The organism is Cohnella yongneupensis (genome assembly GCF_042655785.1).
In the GTDB taxonomy this organism is placed as follows: Bacteria; Bacillota; Bacilli; order Paenibacillales; family Paenibacillaceae; genus Cohnella; species Cohnella yongneupensis.
The window spans coordinates 106,593-123,190 of the sequence record NZ_JBHSNC010000052.1; the positions used below are offsets into that span (position 1 = coordinate 106,593).

Sequence of the window (16,598 nt, forward strand, 5' to 3'; positions counted from 1 at the left end):
TTGCGTTTCAAAACGTTAATCACCCAGAATTATGCGCCTGCCGAGATTTAACAAACAACGCGTTTGGTGTTGACAGAGAATTTACACTAGGCAGATATACTCAATTCTAGCAAGAAAAATCTACCACTATCAGAAGGGTGATCCTAGTCGATGTTCTTAAAAAAAGCGTCAATCGTATCCATCGTCGCTGTAGCCGCACTTGCAACGTCCGTTAGCGCGGTATCCGCAGCAGAGGCAACCGCAACGGCAACAGCTGTAAGCACAACCCCAGAATTGCTCAGCAGCGTGGATCATGTGCAATGGGCGGATGCATCGCATCTTATCGCAACGCAGCTTACAGATGACGGCAGACAAGACTATATAGTGGACTCCCAAACGGGTCAATACAAGCCGCTGAGACTCAATGCGAGCGCGTCGGATATCGTCGTAGCTCCAGGCGGCAAGAAAGCCGCTTACACGAATGCAGCGGGCGAAACGTTCGTCGTCGACTTGAATGGCCGCATCTCCTTCAAAATCAGCAACGATATTTCGATCAAGCCCGAACTGGTCTGGTCTTCGGACGGCAAGTTCATCTACTTCCTGCAAGGCGATAAAGGCAGCGTAATCGCCAAGATGGATATCAGAGACGGTTCGATCACCAAAGTACTTGATGATAAAGTCGATTACAAAGCAAACCTAAGCGTGTCCGACGACGGTAAAACGTTTACTTATACGGTTGCCCTCCAACCGAAAGTTACGGATCCAGGCGCGGTCGAAGGCACTGAATTGAAAGATGACGGTCTTGCCATCGATGCTTCTACTGAAGTAACGAATATCTATCAATACGATTCGTCCAGTTCTACTAAGAAACCGGTTCAACTGTCGACTTCCAAAGACGACAAAATGTACATCGAAGCTTCCGCTGACGCAAGCAGCAGCTACTATGTAAGCGTAGGAAGCGATGCAACTACTAATTCCGCTCTGATTTCAGTCGCTAAAGACAAAACGGTTAAAACGTTGTTCAATCAAAAAGACGTATTCGAAGCTGTGATGTCCGGCGGCAAATGGTACTTGCTGACGGCTGGCGACGGCGCAAATCAATTCATCTACGAAGTCGATGCTGCGGGCGTAGCTAAACAACTGTACACCGTAGCCGATACCGTAACGGATATCGAAGTAAAAGACGGTTCGGTTGCAATCGTTAACGACGGCCACGTGTATGTCGCTAACGGTAGCGAGTGGAAACAAACTTCCCTGTAATTCAAACTGAGAGGAGAAAAATTCAATGAAATTTATTAAATCGTTATCCGTCGCCGCAATGGCGATTGCACTTATCACTACGGCAGTAGCACCTGCAAGCGCAGCAAGCACCCTGAGCGGCAAGATCGTAATCAATGGTTCCTCCGCGCTTCTTCCATTGACTTTGCAAGCAGCTAACGAATTCAAGAAGCTGAATCCAAAAGTTAAGATCTCGGCTTCCGCCGCGGGTTCGGTAACGGGACCTCAAGCGGTACGCAAAGGGATCGCTGACATCGGAGCTTGCGACTGGGATGCTTCCACTGACGTTCCGGGCTTCAAGAAATTCGAAGGTCAAGTCGCTTCGAAAGTTGCCGTCATTCCATTCGCGGCTGTCGTGAACAGCGGAGTGAAAGTCGACAACCTAAGCACGCAACAATTGAAAGACATCTTCTCCGGTAAAATTACGAACTGGAAAGACGTTGGCGGAGACGATGCTACGATCATCGTTGTAAACCGTCCATTCGGCTCCGGTACTCGCGTAAACTTCCAACAAAAGGCGCTTGAGGGCGGCACTTTGATGGATAAAGGCAATAACACGAAAACAGCTGCGAAAAGCGGCGATATGAAAACGAATATCGAAACGACGCCGAACTCCATCGGATACATCGACCTCGTATACGTAGCAGGCAGCAAAATGAAAGCTTTGAAGCTGAACAACGTTTCACCTACGGAAGCTAACGTAATTAACGGAACTTACAAAGTATGGAACTATGGCTACTTCATGACGAAGGGTCAACCTACCGGTGCAACTAAAGCTTTCATCGACTACATCCGTAGCACGAAATTCCAAAACGGTTCGTTGAAAAAACTTAAGTTCATTCCGCTTTCCGCAATAAAATAAGCATGCAACTCGTATTCCAACTAACTTAGAACTAATTCGGATGCAACCAGCATCGCATACGCGATGCTGGTTGATTCATGGGGAGCGATGATCGTGATGCAAGAAACGATGGCGGAACATTTGGCTATTAAGCCGCGCGACCTTGGGACCAGCATCAAAGCGGGCTCGGGCCGGCGATTCGACCGGAAAAACAGATTGCTGTTTTATAATCGGACCTTCAAAATCATTTGCATATCTAGCGCGGCTTTCGTATGTCTTATCTTGTTCTCGATTTTGTATTTCATGTTCCAAACCGGGATTATGACTTTTCGTTATGTTTCGCCGATCGAGTTTTTCTTCTCATCGAACTGGTCGCCGGAGACGGAAACCTACGGTGCATTCCTATTCATTTTCGGAACATTCGCGCTGACCGCGCTTACTCTTTTAATTTCAGTACCGATTTCCATTTTAGTTGCCGTATTTTTAGCCGAGATGGCGCCGAAATGGCTGCGCGGCCTATTGCGTCCGGTGTTAGACATGCTTGTCGGCATTCCGTCAGTCGTGTACGGCTTCCTCGGGTTAACGATATTGCTGCCGCTAATGCGCGATATGACGGGCCGAGATATGACGGATGGCATACTAGCTGCCGCAATCGTCTTGTCCATTATGATTCTCCCTACGATCGCAAGAATTAGCGATGATGCAATCACCGCCGTACCCGAAAAATATCGCAACGCCTCATATGCGCTTGGAGCAACCCGTTTTCAAACGATCTTCAAAGTCATAATCCCGGCTGCCCGCAGCGGCATAATGTATGCGGTCATCTTGGGGATGGCAAGAGCGATTGGCGAGACGATGGCTGTCGTTATGGTCATAGGCAATACGCCGCAATTGGCGGACGCGCTGTTTAAGCCGACTTCGGTATTGACCAGCAATATCGTCATGCAAATCGCCAACGTTCCGTTCGATTCAACTTGGAACTACGCGCTCTACATGATGGGCTTCTTGCTGCTTCTAATCTCGCTAATTATGATCATCGTCGTGCGTTTGTTTCAGCGGAAAGGGGCACATGAATGAGTAGCGCAAGCAGAACGATCAACCGCGTAAATAATCGCATTTTTACCGTAACCGTCTGGATCATCTCCAGCATAGTCGTCTTTTTCATATTAGGATTGCTGTTCATGATTTTACGGAAGGGTTTGCCCAACCTGACATGGGACTTCATCTTCGGCTTGCCAAGCGAGATCGAAGAAGGAGGGGGAATCGGACCGGCACTATTCAATTCCTTCTACATGCTGTTCATTTCCTTGGTCATTGCAATACCGCTTGGTATGGCCGCCGGGATTTACTTAGCGGAGTTCGCGCCGAAAAATAAGCTCATCGCTTTGGTCCGCGTGTGCGTGGAAGGACTGGCTTCGGTACCTTCGATCATCTTCGGGTTATTCGGGATCGCGATCTTCGTGGAGATGTTCCAAATCGGTCTTACCATTATTGGCGGTGCGATCAGCTTGGCGTTCCTTAATCTTCCCGTACTGACGCGCGTAACGGAAGAAGCGATCCGCGCCGTGCCGAAGGAAATGAAAAGCGCCTCGTTCGCTCTCGGCGCGACGCATTTACAAACTATCCGCCGGGTTCTGATTCCGGTCGCGAGTAACGGGATCATCACGGGCATTTGCCTTACCGCCGGCAGAGCTTTCGGCGAGAGCGCCGTTATTATCCTTACGGCGGGCGTAACGACTTCCGGCGCCATGTGGGATTTCAATCTGTTGTCGCCCGGAGAGACGCTGGCTGTTCATCTCTGGTACGTCCAGTCCGAAGCGATCGTACCCGATGCGGTCGAGATTTCCGACAAGGCAGCCGCTGTTCTTCTATTCACCGTTCTTATGATAAATGTTCTGTTCCGGGTTCCTTTATGGATCAGAAATCGAAGCAGAGGGTAATCTAACTGGGAAACAATGGCTTGTCGAAAAGTCCGGAATTTACACTGCGTTAACAAAACTCGGCGTTTATTTTAACGCAGGACTTATACAATGAATCTCGTAAGCAAATATAAAAAGAGTTTGGAAGGGGAACCTACTAGAATGAAAAAACTACTGGTTTTGATGTTGGCTCTGTCGTTGACGTTGGCTCTTGCCGCTTGCGGTAAAAATAATAACAATGCCGCTAACAACGGCGCAAGCAATGCAGGCGGAGATTTGTCCGGATCGTTCCTAGCTTCCGGTTCCACCGCTATTCAAAAGCTAGTCGAACAAGTGTCGCAAAAGTTCATGGATAATAACTCCGGCGTATCGATTCAAGTTCAAGGCGGCGGTAGCGGCACGGGCTTGACGCAAGTATCCGAAGGCCAAGCGGACATCGGCAACTCCGATCCATTCGCGGAAGAGAAGCTCGACGCAGCGAAAGCCGCTGAATTGGTCGATCACCAAGTTGCTGTCGTAGCTATGTCAGCGGTCGTTAACCCGGACGTTAAAGTAGACAACTTGACGAAACAACAACTCGTCGACATCTTCACCGGCAAAGTAACGAACTGGAAAGACGTAGGCGGCGACGATGCGAAAATTCAGATCATCAATCGCCCTGCCAGCTCCGGTACCCGCGCAACGTTCGAGAAGTTCGCGCTTGGACAAAAAACCGAAGACCTTCAAGGCTCCATCCAAGAAGATTCCTCCGGCACGGTTAAAAAGCTCATTAGCGAAACGCCTGGAGCGATCGGTTACTTGGCGCTGTCCTACCTGGACGACACGGTTAAAGCAGTGAAATACGAAGGCGTAGATGCAACGGTCGACAACGTAGCAACGGGCACATATCCGATCTGGGCATACGAGCACATGTACACGAAAGGCGAGCCTACAGGCGCTCTGAAAGCTTTCCTCGACTACATGCTCAGCGATGAAGTTCAAAACGGCGACGTCGTAGAACTCGGTTACATCCCAACCGGCAAAATGCAAGTTAAACGCGATGCAACGGGTAACGTAACGAAGTAAGCATCCTGAAAATATTTTTGGTCCAGTCAAGAGGCGGGCTATCGCCTCTTGACTGACTGCGTAAAGGGAGAGAGTTATGGCTAAGTCTTATGAACGACAAGAAGCGAAGCCGCATCTTGCGGAGGAATGGGTCGGGAAGGTTTACACCTTCGTTTGCATTTTGTTCCTCGTCATCACGATCTTCTCGATGGTTTACTTCGTCGCTTCAAAAGGACTTAGCACCTTTTTCGTAAACGACGTTAAGATCGGCGATTTGCTCACCGGCTTGAAATGGAGTCCGGAAGCCGATATCCCACTGTACGGCGCTTTACCATTCATTTTCGGTTCCTTCAGTACTTCTATACTCGCGGCGCTCATTGCCGCTCCGCTCGGTTTTTGCGCGGCCGTGTTCATGGTCGAAATTTCTCCCAAATTCGGTCGCAAATATTTGCAGCCGGTTATCGAGCTGCTCGCCGGCATTCCATCCGTCGTGTACGGATTCGTCGGACTCAGCGTTATTGTTCCCTTTTTCCGCGATGTATTCCCAGGTCAAGGGATTGGGATCGCGGCAGGCGCATTGGTGCTTTCCGTCATGATCCTACCTACAATTACGACAATCGCAACGGATGCGCTGGCCGCATTGCCATCGGGACTCAAAGAAGGTTCCTACGCGCTAGGCTCCACCCGTTTTCAAACCATATACCGCATCGTGCTTCCGACGACGCTGCCCGCGCAAATGACGGGCATCGTGCTCGGCATCGCGAGAGCGTTCGGCGAGGCGTTGGCCGTGCAAATGGTCATCGGCAACGCGCCGCACATTCCGCATTCCTTGTTCGAATCGACATCCACGCTGACGAGCGCCATCACGCTAAGCATGGGCAACACGGCGATGGGGTCCGTGCACAATAACGCGCTATGGTCGCTTGGGCTTATTTTGATGATGATGACGTTCCTATTCGTGTTCATCATCCGCATGCTGGAAAGGAGATCGAAACTGTGAAAGCCAAAACCGTCGATAAAATCGCGACCGGCGTCATCATCGGCGTCGTGGCGTTCATCGTCCTTCTTCTGGCGAGCTTGCTCGGCTACATCCTTGTTCGAGGCGTAAGTCATATCAGCTGGCATTTCCTTACGTCGGCGCCCCAAACGATCCGCGAAGGCGGAGGCATCGGACCGCAGCTGTTCAATTCCTTGTTCCTGCTCGTGCTTACGATGATCATCACGATTCCGGTCGGCATCGGAGCGGGGATTTACATGAGCGAATACGCCAAGCCGAACAACATTACCGCCTTCGTTCGCCTCGTCGTCGAAGTGCTGTCGTCCTTCCCATCGATCATCGTCGGACTGTTCGGCTTGCTCGTGTTCGTTAACCTATTCGGCTTCGGCTTCTCGCTTTTCTCGGGTGCGCTCGCGCTAACCGTGTTTAACTTGCCCCTTATGGTGCGCATCACGGAGCAAGGTCTGAAAGGCGTTCCCATTCAGCAAAAGGAAGCTAGTCTCGCTCTCGGCATATCGAAGTGGAAAACGATCCGCTCCGTCATGCTGCCCGTCGCTCTTCCCGTTATATTGACCGGTTCCATTCTTGCCGCGGGACGCATCTTCGGCGAAGCGGCCGCTCTAATGTTCACGGCCGGCATGAGCAGCCCGAGATTGGATTTCACGAACTGGAACCCGCTCGACGCGGTGTCCCCGCTCAATCCGTTCCGCCCGGCCGAGACGCTCGCCGTCCATATATGGAAAGTCAATTCCGAAGGGATTGCCCCCGACACGCCGGAAATCGCCGCGGGAGCTTCCGCCGTTCTCGTCATCTTGGTTCTCGCCTTTAACCTGGGCGCTAGAATGCTCGGCCGTTACTTGCACCGCAAATTCACTGCCACGAAATAAGGAGGGACTCTTATGGGAGAAATCGCGCTGTCCGCCAAAGACTTAAGCGTATATTACGGAGAACATAGGGCGGTCAAGAACGTCTCGCTCGATTTCGCGGCCAAGGGAGTCACGGCGCTGATCGGACCGTCGGGATGCGGAAAATCGACATTTTTGCGCAGCTTGAACCGCATGAACGACCTCATTCCGAATTGCAAAGTAACGGGAGAAATTTGGATTCGCGACCGGGACATCAACTCTCGGAGTACCGACGTCGTCGCGCTGCGCCAAAAAATCGGCATGGTCTGGCAGCGTCCGAATCCTTTTCATAAATCGATCTACGAGAACATCGCTTTCGGACCTCGTTACCATGGCATCAAGAACAAAAAGCAGCTCGACGAAATCGTCGAACAATCTCTGACCAAAGCCGCGCTTTGGGAAGAGACGAAGGATCGCCTGCACAAATCCGCGCTAGCGTTGTCCGGCGGACAGCAGCAAAGGCTTTGCATTGCGCGTTCTATCGCGGTCAAGCCGGACATCATTCTTATGGACGAACCGGCATCCGCGCTCGATCCCGTATCGACGGCGAAAGTCGAAGAGCTTATCTCCGAGCTGAAGCAAGAGTTTTGCATCGTCATCGTTACGCACAACATGTATCAAGCGGCAAGGGTATCGGAAAAAACGGCATTTTTCCTGCACGGGCAAGTCGTAGAGTACGATTCGACGGACAAAATGTTCACGGATCCACAAAAAGCGGAAACGAGCGACTATATTTCGGGTCGTTTCGGATAACAAACCTTTCGAATAAGGGGATAGGACCATGAGTGCCAACGCAATCATCGACATCAACGATCTTAACCTGTACTACGGCGATTTCCATGCCCTGAAAAACGTATCCATGGATATTCCGGAAAAGGCGATCACCGCGTTTATCGGACCGTCCGGTTGCGGGAAGTCCACTTTGCTTCGCACGCTCAACCGGATGAACGACATGATCGCCGACACGCGCATCGAAGGGACTGTCGCGATTGCCGGCACCGACATTTACGGAGGCGAGATAGACGTAGAGACGCTTCGCAAAAAAGTCGGCATGGTGTTCCAGCAACCTAATCCTTTCCCGAAATCGATCTACGACAATGTCGCTTACGGCCCGCGCCTGCATGGCATCACGGACCGCAAAAAGCTCGACGAAATCGTCGAAACGAGCCTTCGCTCCGCGGCGTTGTGGGCGGAAGTGAAAGACCATTTGAAGCGTTCCGCGCTTAGCCTCTCCGGAGGACAGCAGCAGCGTCTTTGCATCGCCCGCGCGCTTGCGGTCGAACCGGACATTCTGCTCATGGACGAAGCGACTTCGGCGCTCGACCCGATCTCCACGCTCAAAATCGAGGAGCTGGCGCAAGAATTGAAAGATCGCTACACGATCGTCATGGTCACGCATAACATGCACCAAGCGGCGCGCGTATCGCAGCAGACCGTCTTTTTCCTGAACGGAGAAGTCGTCGAATACGCGGAGACGGAGAAGCTATTCTCCAATCCGACAGACCAGCGCACGGAAGATTACATTAGCGGACGGTTCGGCTGAAACCGGGGGGGACGAGAAGATGATGGTTAAACGTAAAGAGTTCGATCTCGGGCTGGAAGAAATGCAACACATCCTAGCGCAGATGGGCGCTAGAGTTGATAAAGCTCTGACGGAATCGATGGAAGCTCTTAAGAACGGCGATATCAAAACGGCGCAAAGGATCGTAAAGGAAGATCCCGAGCTGAACCATATGGAAGAGATAATCAGCGAGATCGGCGCCAAGCTGATCGCGACGCAGCAACCGGTTGCCAAAGATTTGCGCCGGATATTGATCGCGTTCAAAATCTCCTCCGATTTGGAGCGGATGGGCGACTTATCCGTAGATATCGCCAAAGCCGTGCTTCGCCTGGAAGGTCAGGCGCTTATAAAGCCGCTGATCGATCTACCTCGAATGTCCGAAATGGTGAGCGTGATGATTCAAGAGTCCGTTCAATCGTACTTGGATGAGAACGTAGATCTCGCGTATAAGAGCGCGAAGGATGATGACCAAGTCGATGCATTGTACTCTCAGATCCTTCGAGATCTGTTCTCACTTATGGTCGATAATTCCAAGACGGTCAGCCAAGCGATGCTGCTCAGCTTCGTCGGACGGTACATTGAACGGATCGCGGACCACGCGACGAATATTAGCGAGAGCGTCGTCTATCTCGTAACGGGCAAACGCCCGGATTTGAATCAATAAAAGTCGCATTTTGACGATAAAAAAGAGTCTATCCGCACATGGATGGGCTCTTTTAACATCCCGTTAACTAAATATGCCATTAGAATTAATCTCTGAGTGATAGGTTGATTGCATATGGATATTCAGGAGCCGATCGCGATGGACAAGCCTAACGGATCGTTGTACCGGGATTTTACCGATTGGATTAGCAGGCTCGAGAAAACGCGGACAAGGACGTAATGAAAAAGCACATGCTCCGCCTTCGGCTACCGTCCGAATGTTCATCTTCTTCGCGAAGCGGAAGAACGCGATCCAATAGCCTTGCCCGAAATCGAAGCCCATCGCGCGCAGTAGGCGCATCTCTTCGGGACGTTCGATGCCTCGTCCAAGCGAGCATCCTATAATGGAAACAGCGACCGGTTTGCCCATTGGGTGAGCCGGTTTTGCTTATGGCGGACAGAACCGTGCGACCCCTGCCGCACTATGGTAAAATGGCTGTATATGAAGGTTATCAGTCGAGTCGGCGAGGTGGACGTTAGGTCATGAGTAACAAAGCGGACAAGTTGGTATTGATCGACGGCAACAGCATCGTATTTCGCGCGTTTTTCGCGCTTCCTCCGTTAACGAACAGCAGCGGCCTGCAGACGAACGCGATATTCGGGTTTACGACTATGCTGCTCAAAGTGCTTGAAGAGGAGCAGCCGACGCACGTGCTCGTGGCGTTCGATGCGGGCAAAGTGACGTTTCGGCACGAGGGCTACGCGGATTATAAAGGCGGACGCGAGAAAACGCCGCCCGAGCTCAAGGAGCAATTTCCGGTGCTCAAGGAGCTGCTGAAGGCATTCTCCATCGAGCAATTCGAACTGGCGGGCTACGAGGCGGACGATATTATCGGTACGCTGTCGCTGCAAGCCGAGGCGCAAGGTCGCGACGTCGTCGTCGTGTCTGGCGACAAAGACTTGCTGCAGCTGGCTAGCGACCGCGTAACCGTGCTACTTACCCGCAAAGGGGTAACCGAAGTCGAGCGTTACAGCCCGACGGCAATCGGCGAAAGATACGGATTAACGCCCACGCAGATCATCGATCTGAAGGGGCTTATGGGCGATACGAGCGATAATATTCCCGGCATTCCCGGCGTCGGCGAGAAGACGGCGCTTAAGCTGCTGCACGAATATGGCACGGTCGAGAACGTACTCTCGCACGTCGGCGAGATCAAAGGCAAGCTCGGCGAGAAGATCGTGGAGCATAGCGACAGCGCGCGGATGAGCAAGCAACTGGCGACGATTTTCCGCGAGGTGCCGCTCGCGCATACGGTTGACGACGTAACGTATAAGGGATACGATTCCGCGACGCTCGGTACCGCGCTTCGCAAGCTGGAGTTCAAGTCGCTCGTCGAGCGGCTTGATCTCGGCGGCGCGGAAGTGACAGACGCGGAAGACGTGGAACAGGCGGCGGCGTTCGAGGTCGTGCGCGTGGACGTTGAGGGCTGGAGCGGGTTGAACGACGCTTTGCCTCGCGCGGAGTCGATCTATGTGGAAGCGGTAGGCGAGAACCCGCATCAAAGCGAAGGCGTGGGCGTCGCGGTAGTAGCGGGCGATCAGGTGTATACGTTGCCGTACGCGCTGCTCAAATCGGATGACGCAAAGCCGTTCATTGCATGGCTCGGCAATCCGGAAGCACCTAAGACCGGCTACGATTTTCATCGGACGAAGCTCGTGCTCGCTTGGTCGGGCATAGCTTTCGAAGGACAAGCTTTCGACGCGCAGATGGCCGCCTACGTGCTCGATCCGACGGATACGGATTTGTCGCTGAACGGTTTGCTTGTGAAGATGGGCTTATCGTCGATTTCTTCGGACGAGTCGGTGTTCGGCAAAGGCGCGAAGTTCCAAGTGCCCGATGCGAACAAGCTCGCCGAACATATCGCCGCCAAGGCGGACGCCATTCGCCGCTTGAAGCCGTCGCAGTCGGAGAAGCTTGAAGAGCTGGGCATGCACCATCTGTTCTATGAGTTGGAGCAGCCGCTTTCGATCGTGCTCGCGGGCATGGAAAAGCAAGGCGTCAGCGTGCAAGCTTCGGCGCTTCAGGATCTAGGCTCGCAATTCGAGCGCCGCATCGAAGAGATGATGACGACGATCCACAGGCTGGCCGGGTTCGAATTCAACATCGGCTCGCCTAAGCAGCTCGGCGAGGTGCTGTTCGAGAAGCTCGGCTTGCCGGTCATCAAGAAAACGAAGACCGGGTATTCGACCGATGCGGAAGTGCTCGAGAAGCTGGAGCCGTACCACGAGATCGTGCGCCAGATTTTACAATACCGCCAGCTTACGAAGCTGCAATCGACGTACATCGAAGGGTTATTGAAAGAAATTCGTCCCGAATCGGGCAAAATCCATACGTACTACAGGCAGACGATCGCGGCGACGGGAAGGCTGTCCAGCCAGTACCCGAACTTGCAAAACATTCCGATCCGCATGGAGGAAGGCCGGCAAATCCGCAAAGCGTTCGTGCCGTCCGAGCCGGGCTGGCGCATTCTCGCCGCCGACTATTCGCAAATCGAGCTGCGCGTGCTTGCGCATATTTCGGGCGACGACGGACTGAAGGAAGCGTTCGTGAAGGGGCTCGACGTTCATACGAAGACGGCGATGGACGTGTTCCGCGTAACGGCCGACCAAGTCGATTCGAATATGCGCCGCCAAGCAAAGGCGGTCAACTTCGGCATCGTATACGGAATCAGCGATTACGGCTTGTCGCAAAACTTGAACATTACGCGGAGAGAAGCCGCCGAGTTTATCGAGCAATATTTTCAGGCGTTCCCTGGCGTAAAGCGTTATATGGAAACGGTCGTCGAGCAAGCTAGACAAGACGGTTACGTGACGACGCTGCAAGGGCGCCGACGCTACTTGGCGGAAATTAAAGCGTCCAACTTCAACCTGCGTTCGTTCGCGGAACGGACCGCGATGAATACCCCGATTCAAGGCACGGCGGCCGACATTATCAAGCTGGCCATGCTTCGGATGAACGAAGCGATTCGCGATCGCGGCTTGAAGAGCCGCATGCTGCTGCAGGTACACGATGAGCTCGTGTTCGAGGTACCGGAGGAAGAGCTTGCCGTCATGGAGAAGCTCGTGCCGGATGTCATGGCGTCCGCTCTGCAGCTCGACGTGCCGCTCGTCGCGGACGTCAGCGTCGGCGCCAACTGGTACGAAGCGAAATAACAACGAGAGAAAGGTGGACGAAGCGATGCCGGAATTGCCGGAGGTCGAGACGGTATGTCGGACGTTAAACGAATTGATCGCAGGCAAAGAGATCGACCGCGTAAGCGTGAAGCTGCCGCGCATCATTCAACGGCCGGCCGATCCGGATCTGTTCGAAGTCCAGCTCGCTGGCAGAACGTTCCGTTCCGTCGAGCGCCGCGGGAAATTTCTGCGGCTACTGCTCGACGGACTCGTGCTCGTCTCCCATCTTAGGATGGAAGGACGGTACGGGTTATACAAGCAAGAGGAACCGCTCGAACCGCATACGCACGTTATTTTTCATTTTACAGACGGAACAGAGCTACGATATAAAGACGTACGGCAATTCGGAACGATGCACTTGTTCAGGGCAGGGGATGAATTAGCGTCCGCCCCGCTGAATAAGCTCGGAATAGAGCCGCTGGACGAAGCGTTTACGTTAGAAGCGTTCAAGCGGGCGCTCGGCAAGCGGTCGACGAAGATCAAGCCGTTGTTGCTTAACCAGGAAGTGATCGTCGGGTTGGGTAACATTTACGTGGACGAAGCGTTGCATGAGGCCGGCGTTCATCCGGAGACGGAAGCGAATTTGCTTAAGCCGGCGGAGCTGGAACGGCTGCATGCGGCAATCGTTCGAACGCTTTCCGCCGCGGTCGAAGCGGGAGGCTCTTCGATTAAGTCTTATGTGAATGGGCAGGGCGAGATGGGCATGTTCCAGCATCGCCTTCGCGCGTACGGAAGAACCGGCGAGCCTTGCGATCAATGCGGCAGCCTAATCGAGAAGTCCGTCGTCGGAGGCAGGGGCACGCACGTCTGTCCGACTTGCCAGAAGCTAAGAGGAAAGTCCTCGACAGGCAACAAATCTTCGGACGCATCCGGTACCAACGCGGTGAAGCGCCGGCTCGACGGCAAGACGGGAAAGCGATAGTAAGACGGTAAATAAGCAATGCCGCGGGGCATTCCTCCGCAATGCTGCATAGGATGAACAGAACCGCCCTCATACGGTCGGGGAATGCATCCATGCAGGAGGAACTTAAGGCATGCTGGCACATCTTGCTTCTATGATTTTGCTCGCGTTCGCCGTGAGTCTTGACGGATTCGGGGTTGGCATCACGTATGGCATTCGCAAAATAAAAATACCGGTGTCGTCGATTCTCATTATCGCGTTATGCTCGGGTCTTATTATTATGCTGGCGATGCTGGTCGGCGTCGCGATGAGCGGCTGGCTTTCGCCGCATGGCGCTTCGATGATCGGCGCGGGCATCCTGATCGGAATCGGTTGCTGGGCGCTGTGTCGGTTTCTTTACGGCGGAGATTCGGAGTCCGCGGATAGGCAACCGAGCGATAAGAATACCGGCGTAAAGGCTCCGGAAGTAGACTACACCGCCGTTTCGCCGGTCGATGCCCCGCTCGAAAGAAAAGCGTTAGTGACGCTTGAGCTGCGCATCTTTGGAATCATGATCCAAATTCTTCGCACGCCGTCCGTCGCGGACGTAGACAGATCGGGGACGATCAGCGCGGGTGAAGCTTTCTTGCTCGGCGCTGCGTTATCGCTGGACGCGTTCGGCGCGGGCATCGGCGCGGCATTGGTCGGCTTTCCGCCGTTTCTGACGGCCGTGCTCATCGCCGCTTCCAGCGGATTGTTCCTATGGATGGGTACGCGAGTCGGCTTCTGGGCGTCAGGTTGGCGCTGGGTTCGCCAGTTGTCGATGCTCCCGGGAGTTATTCTAATCGCGATGGGCATATTCAAAATGTTCTAGAAGGAAGAGATACGATGAACATCGGATTAACGGGAGGCATCGCCACCGGCAAGAGCACGGTGGCGAAACTCCTCGTGGAACGAGGAGCGAACCTTATCGACTTGGATCGAATTGCCCGGGAAATCGTCGAACCTGGGCAACCTGCTTTGGCGCGCATCGCGGAGCGGTTCGGACAAGCCGTGCTGCGGGATGACGGAACGCTCGATCGCAAGAAGCTCGGAGCTGTCGTGTTCGCGGACGAGGCGGAGCGTAAAGCGCTGGAAGCGATTTTGCATCCGCAGATTCGTTCCGTCATGAAAGAGCAGATGGCGATGCACGAAACACGGACGCCGGACAAGCTGGTCGTCGTAGATGTACCTTTGTTGTACGAATCGCGGCTTGAATCGTATTTTGAGCAGATAATGGTCGTATATATACCTAGAGAAGAGCAACTTCGGCGATTGATGAAGCGGGATGGGCTGAGCGAGGAAGAAGCCGAGCGACGGCTGGATGCGCAAATGAGCATCGAAGAGAAGAAAGTCCGCGCGGATATCATCATCGATAACAGCGGGAACGCTTCACAACTGGAAGAGCAAATCGATCGCTGGCTGCGGGATCGGGGGCTGAGATGAGGAAAAAGGACAAGCGACGAAGACGCGTATTGTTGCCGATATTAATAATCGTGCTTGCGTTGTTGTTCGTGCAATCGGAATGGATCGGGCGATGGATCTATCCGATCTCGTTCAAGGAAGAGATTAGGCTTAGCGCGGCCAAGTACGATCTGGATCCGCTGCTCATCGCCGCGATTATTCGGGTGGAATCGAATTACAAGCCATCGGCGGTGTCGCCTAAAGGCGCGGTCGGAATTATGCAGATTATGCCGGATACGGCGGAGTGGATTTTGAAGCAGGACGATTTCGGCCAATTGTCGGTCAAGCAAGCGGGCAACGAAGTTCATGCGGGGATCACGCTTGGCGCCTGGTATGTAAAGGAATTGCACCGCCAATTCGAAGGCAGCCTGCCGTTAACGCTCGCCGCTTACAACGCCGGTCCGGGCAAAGTGCGGCAATGGCTCGACGAAGGGCGATGGGACGGCACGGAAGATCAATTAAGCGATATTCCGTACGGCGAAACCAGACATTACGTGCAGCGGGTGCTGTATTATTATAAGAAGTATCAGAACTTGTACGAAACTCTGTAAAGCAATGCCATCGCGTGGTAAAATAGGAAAAGGAAGCCCTGAAGCGATACATTCGCTTCAAGACCTCCTTATTATTAAGTGCTTTCTTTGTTACCGGCCGGTCACGGATTATTTGCCTGCAAGTTGCTGTTCGGCGATTTGAACCAGGTGGCGAGTAATGCTGCCCCCGATCGATCCGTTATCCTTAGTCGTCATGTTACCTTGGTATCCGTCCTGCGGAATCACGATACCGAGTTCTTGGGCAGCTTCGTATTTCAGTTGGTTCAGCGCGCCGGTCGCTTGAGGAACGACTAATGTGTTGCTGCTAGCCATTGTTGTTCACCTCCTTGCGGTTGGTAAACGTATTATGTGCTTAAAGCGTCCGTTCATGTAAGGTAAGGGTTGGTAATCGAATTTTTAATCGGACAAAGGAGTCTGGCGCGCGTTATGAGATGTCCTTATTGCGATTTTAGCGGAACGAAAGTGTTGGATTCACGGCCGGCCAACGAGAATAAGTCGATTCGCCGCCGTCGGGAGTGCGAGAAGTGCAGCCGCCGGTTCACGACGTTCGAGACGATCGAGGAAACGCCTCTCATGGTCATCAAGAAGGATGGCAGCCGCGAGGAGTTCAGCAGGGACAAGCTGTTGCGCGGGTTGTTGCGCGCATGCGAGAAGCGTCCCGTATCCGTCGGCCAGCTTGAAGTTATCGTCTCCGACGTAGAGCGCGAAGTGCGTAATACGGCGCAGCCTGAAGTCGAGAGCCGGACGATCGGCGAACTGTTGATGGAGCGACTGTACAACGTCGACGAAGTCGCGTACGTGCGCTTCGCGTCCGTATATCGTCAATTCAAGGACATTAATATGTTCCTTAAAGAGCTTAACGGTCTAATGAACAAACACGGCATTTGAGGGGCGAAAAATTGCTATTTTTTGCGATTGACAGCCCCTTCCCGCGTGTGCTAAACTCAGTTTTGTCGTCACTAAGGGCCCTTAGCTCAGCTGGGAGAGCGCTTCGCTGGCAGCGAAGAGGTCAGCGGTTCGATCCCGCTAGGGTCCACCAAAATGTAAATTCACGCAACCTGCAAAGGTTGCGTTTTTCATTTTGAACTTAAGCTGATCGAACTAAATTGGAGCGTTCCGCGACCCGTTCGGACTTGGACCACATGACGGCTCCGGACACGAAATAGAGGCTTGCGGCATCGGTGCCGCAAGCCTCTAAGTATGTACGCCCAGCATGGGCGTCATCTCTACGGTGAAAGTCCGGAATGGGGGCTGGCAAGCGCCT

The 16,598-nt window shown here is 53.2% G+C and carries 17 protein-coding genes and 1 tRNA gene; 17 read left to right on the top strand and 1 reads right to left on the bottom strand.

Annotated features, from left to right (window positions below):
* The first annotated feature begins 150 nt into the window (after positions 1–150).
* The 15 genes from ACFPQ4_RS17880 (at position 151) to ACFPQ4_RS17950 (ending at position 15,334) form a co-directional block, all read left to right on the top strand.
* A complete protein-coding gene (locus ACFPQ4_RS17880; RefSeq protein ID WP_378113245.1) occupies positions 151–1,239 on the top strand; it encodes a TolB family protein in 1,089 nt (362 codons plus the stop codon).
* A 25-nt stretch (positions 1,240–1,264) separates the two neighbouring features.
* Positions 1,265–2,119, top strand: coding sequence for a phosphate ABC transporter substrate-binding protein (locus ACFPQ4_RS17885; RefSeq protein WP_378113246.1), 855 nt, complete (start codon positions 1,265–1,267; stop codon positions 2,117–2,119).
* A 96-nt stretch (positions 2,120–2,215) separates the two neighbouring features.
* Positions 2,216–3,175 carry a phosphate ABC transporter permease subunit PstC gene (pstC, locus tag ACFPQ4_RS17890; RefSeq protein WP_378113265.1) on the top strand — a complete coding sequence of 320 codons (960 nt, stop codon included), beginning with the start codon at positions 2,216–2,218 and terminating at the stop codon, positions 3,173–3,175.
* Positions 3,172–4,038: a phosphate ABC transporter permease PstA gene (pstA, locus tag ACFPQ4_RS17895; RefSeq protein ID WP_378113247.1), complete on the top strand. Its 867-nt coding sequence runs from the start codon at positions 3,172–3,174 to the stop codon at positions 4,036–4,038. The genes pstC (ACFPQ4_RS17890) and pstA (ACFPQ4_RS17895) overlap by 4 nt, the downstream gene beginning before the upstream one ends.
* Positions 4,039–4,179: 141 nt before the next feature.
* Complete coding sequence (locus ACFPQ4_RS17900) at positions 4,180–5,082, top strand: phosphate ABC transporter substrate-binding protein (RefSeq protein WP_378113248.1); 903 nt, start codon at positions 4,180–4,182, stop codon at positions 5,080–5,082.
* Positions 5,083–5,158: 76 nt separating this feature from the next.
* Positions 5,159–6,061, top strand: a complete 903-nt coding sequence (gene pstC / locus ACFPQ4_RS17905; protein WP_378113249.1) for a phosphate ABC transporter permease subunit PstC — start codon at positions 5,159–5,161, stop codon at positions 6,059–6,061.
* Complete coding sequence (gene pstA, locus ACFPQ4_RS17910) at positions 6,058–6,945, top strand: phosphate ABC transporter permease PstA (protein ID WP_378113250.1); 888 nt, start codon at positions 6,058–6,060, stop codon at positions 6,943–6,945. The genes pstC (ACFPQ4_RS17905) and pstA (ACFPQ4_RS17910) overlap by 4 nt, the downstream gene beginning before the upstream one ends.
* 12 nt (positions 6,946–6,957) lie before the next feature.
* Positions 6,958–7,716: a phosphate ABC transporter ATP-binding protein PstB gene (gene pstB / locus ACFPQ4_RS17915; protein WP_378113251.1), complete on the top strand. Its 759-nt coding sequence runs from the start codon at positions 6,958–6,960 to the stop codon at positions 7,714–7,716.
* Between the two features lie 28 nt (positions 7,717–7,744).
* The gene (gene pstB / locus ACFPQ4_RS17920; RefSeq protein ID WP_378113252.1) at positions 7,745–8,506 is read left to right on the top strand and encodes a phosphate ABC transporter ATP-binding protein PstB; all 762 of its coding nucleotides are present in this window, start codon (positions 7,745–7,747) and stop codon (positions 8,504–8,506) included.
* Between the two features lie 22 nt (positions 8,507–8,528).
* Positions 8,529–9,188, top strand: coding sequence for a phosphate signaling complex protein PhoU (gene phoU / locus ACFPQ4_RS17925; RefSeq protein WP_378113266.1), 660 nt, complete (start codon positions 8,529–8,531; stop codon positions 9,186–9,188).
* Between the two features lie 521 nt (positions 9,189–9,709).
* Positions 9,710–12,379 carry a DNA polymerase I gene (gene polA / locus ACFPQ4_RS17930; protein WP_378113253.1) on the top strand — a complete coding sequence of 890 codons (2,670 nt, stop codon included), beginning with the start codon at positions 9,710–9,712 and terminating at the stop codon, positions 12,377–12,379.
* Between the two features lie 25 nt (positions 12,380–12,404).
* Entirely contained in the window at positions 12,405–13,322 is a 918-nt protein-coding gene (gene mutM / locus ACFPQ4_RS17935) for a DNA-formamidopyrimidine glycosylase (RefSeq protein WP_378113254.1), read from the top strand.
* Between the two features lie 112 nt (positions 13,323–13,434).
* Positions 13,435–14,154 carry an MntP/YtaF family protein gene (locus tag ACFPQ4_RS17940; RefSeq protein ID WP_378113255.1) on the top strand — a complete coding sequence of 240 codons (720 nt, stop codon included), beginning with the start codon at positions 13,435–13,437 and terminating at the stop codon, positions 14,152–14,154.
* 14 nt (positions 14,155–14,168) lie between these two features.
* Entirely contained in the window at positions 14,169–14,765 is a 597-nt protein-coding gene (coaE, locus tag ACFPQ4_RS17945; protein ID WP_378113256.1) for a dephospho-CoA kinase, read from the top strand.
* Positions 14,762–15,334 carry a lytic transglycosylase domain-containing protein gene (locus ACFPQ4_RS17950; protein ID WP_378113257.1) on the top strand — a complete coding sequence of 191 codons (573 nt, stop codon included), beginning with the start codon at positions 14,762–14,764 and terminating at the stop codon, positions 15,332–15,334. The genes coaE and ACFPQ4_RS17950 overlap by 4 nt, the downstream gene beginning before the upstream one ends.
* 108 nt (positions 15,335–15,442) lie before the next feature.
* On the opposite strand, the gene ACFPQ4_RS17955 is transcribed toward ACFPQ4_RS17950, so the two are convergent.
* The gene (locus ACFPQ4_RS17955; protein ID WP_378113258.1) at positions 15,443–15,646 is read right to left on the bottom strand and encodes a small, acid-soluble spore protein, alpha/beta type; all 204 of its coding nucleotides are present in this window, start codon (positions 15,644–15,646) and stop codon (positions 15,443–15,445) included.
* Positions 15,647–15,760: 114 nt separating this feature from the next.
* Between ACFPQ4_RS17955 and nrdR the strand changes: the two genes are divergently transcribed.
* Both nrdR and ACFPQ4_RS17965 read left to right on the top strand, forming a co-directional pair.
* Entirely contained in the window at positions 15,761–16,222 is a 462-nt protein-coding gene (gene nrdR, locus ACFPQ4_RS17960; RefSeq protein ID WP_378113259.1) for a transcriptional regulator NrdR, read from the top strand.
* 75 nt (positions 16,223–16,297) lie between these two features.
* A tRNA-Ala gene (locus ACFPQ4_RS17965) sits at positions 16,298–16,373 on the top strand.
* Positions 16,374–16,598 lie beyond the last annotated feature (225 nt).

Bases quoted from the DNA above. Each gene is read 5' to 3' on its own strand.
- ACFPQ4_RS17940 (WP_378113255.1), top strand. From the start codon at position 13,435: ATGCTGGCACATCTTGCTTCTATGATTTTGCTCGCGTTCGCCGTGAGT.
- ACFPQ4_RS17880 (WP_378113245.1), top strand. From the start codon at position 151: ATGTTCTTAAAAAAAGCGTCAATCGTATCCATCGTCGCTGTAGCCGCA.
- mutM (WP_378113254.1), top strand. From the start codon at position 12,405: ATGCCGGAATTGCCGGAGGTCGAGACGGTATGTCGGACGTTAAACGAA.
- pstB (WP_378113251.1), top strand. From the start codon at position 6,958: ATGGGAGAAATCGCGCTGTCCGCCAAAGACTTAAGCGTATATTACGGA.
- polA (WP_378113253.1), top strand. From the start codon at position 9,710: ATGAGTAACAAAGCGGACAAGTTGGTATTGATCGACGGCAACAGCATC.
- phoU (WP_378113266.1), top strand. From the start codon at position 8,529: ATGGTTAAACGTAAAGAGTTCGATCTCGGGCTGGAAGAAATGCAACAC.
- coaE (WP_378113256.1), top strand. From the start codon at position 14,169: ATGAACATCGGATTAACGGGAGGCATCGCCACCGGCAAGAGCACGGTG.
- ACFPQ4_RS17955 (WP_378113258.1), bottom strand. From the start codon at position 15,646: ATGGCTAGCAGCAACACATTAGTCGTTCCTCAAGCGACCGGCGCGCTG.
- ACFPQ4_RS17950 (WP_378113257.1), top strand. From the start codon at position 14,762: ATGAGGAAAAAGGACAAGCGACGAAGACGCGTATTGTTGCCGATATTA.
- nrdR (WP_378113259.1), top strand. From the start codon at position 15,761: ATGAGATGTCCTTATTGCGATTTTAGCGGAACGAAAGTGTTGGATTCA.
- pstA (WP_378113247.1), top strand. From the start codon at position 3,172: ATGAGTAGCGCAAGCAGAACGATCAACCGCGTAAATAATCGCATTTTT.
- pstC (WP_378113265.1), top strand. From the start codon at position 2,216: ATGCAAGAAACGATGGCGGAACATTTGGCTATTAAGCCGCGCGACCTT.
- pstC (WP_378113249.1), top strand. From the start codon at position 5,159: ATGGCTAAGTCTTATGAACGACAAGAAGCGAAGCCGCATCTTGCGGAG.
- pstB (WP_378113252.1), top strand. From the start codon at position 7,745: ATGAGTGCCAACGCAATCATCGACATCAACGATCTTAACCTGTACTAC.
- ACFPQ4_RS17885 (WP_378113246.1), top strand. From the start codon at position 1,265: ATGAAATTTATTAAATCGTTATCCGTCGCCGCAATGGCGATTGCACTT.
- ACFPQ4_RS17900 (WP_378113248.1), top strand. From the start codon at position 4,180: ATGAAAAAACTACTGGTTTTGATGTTGGCTCTGTCGTTGACGTTGGCT.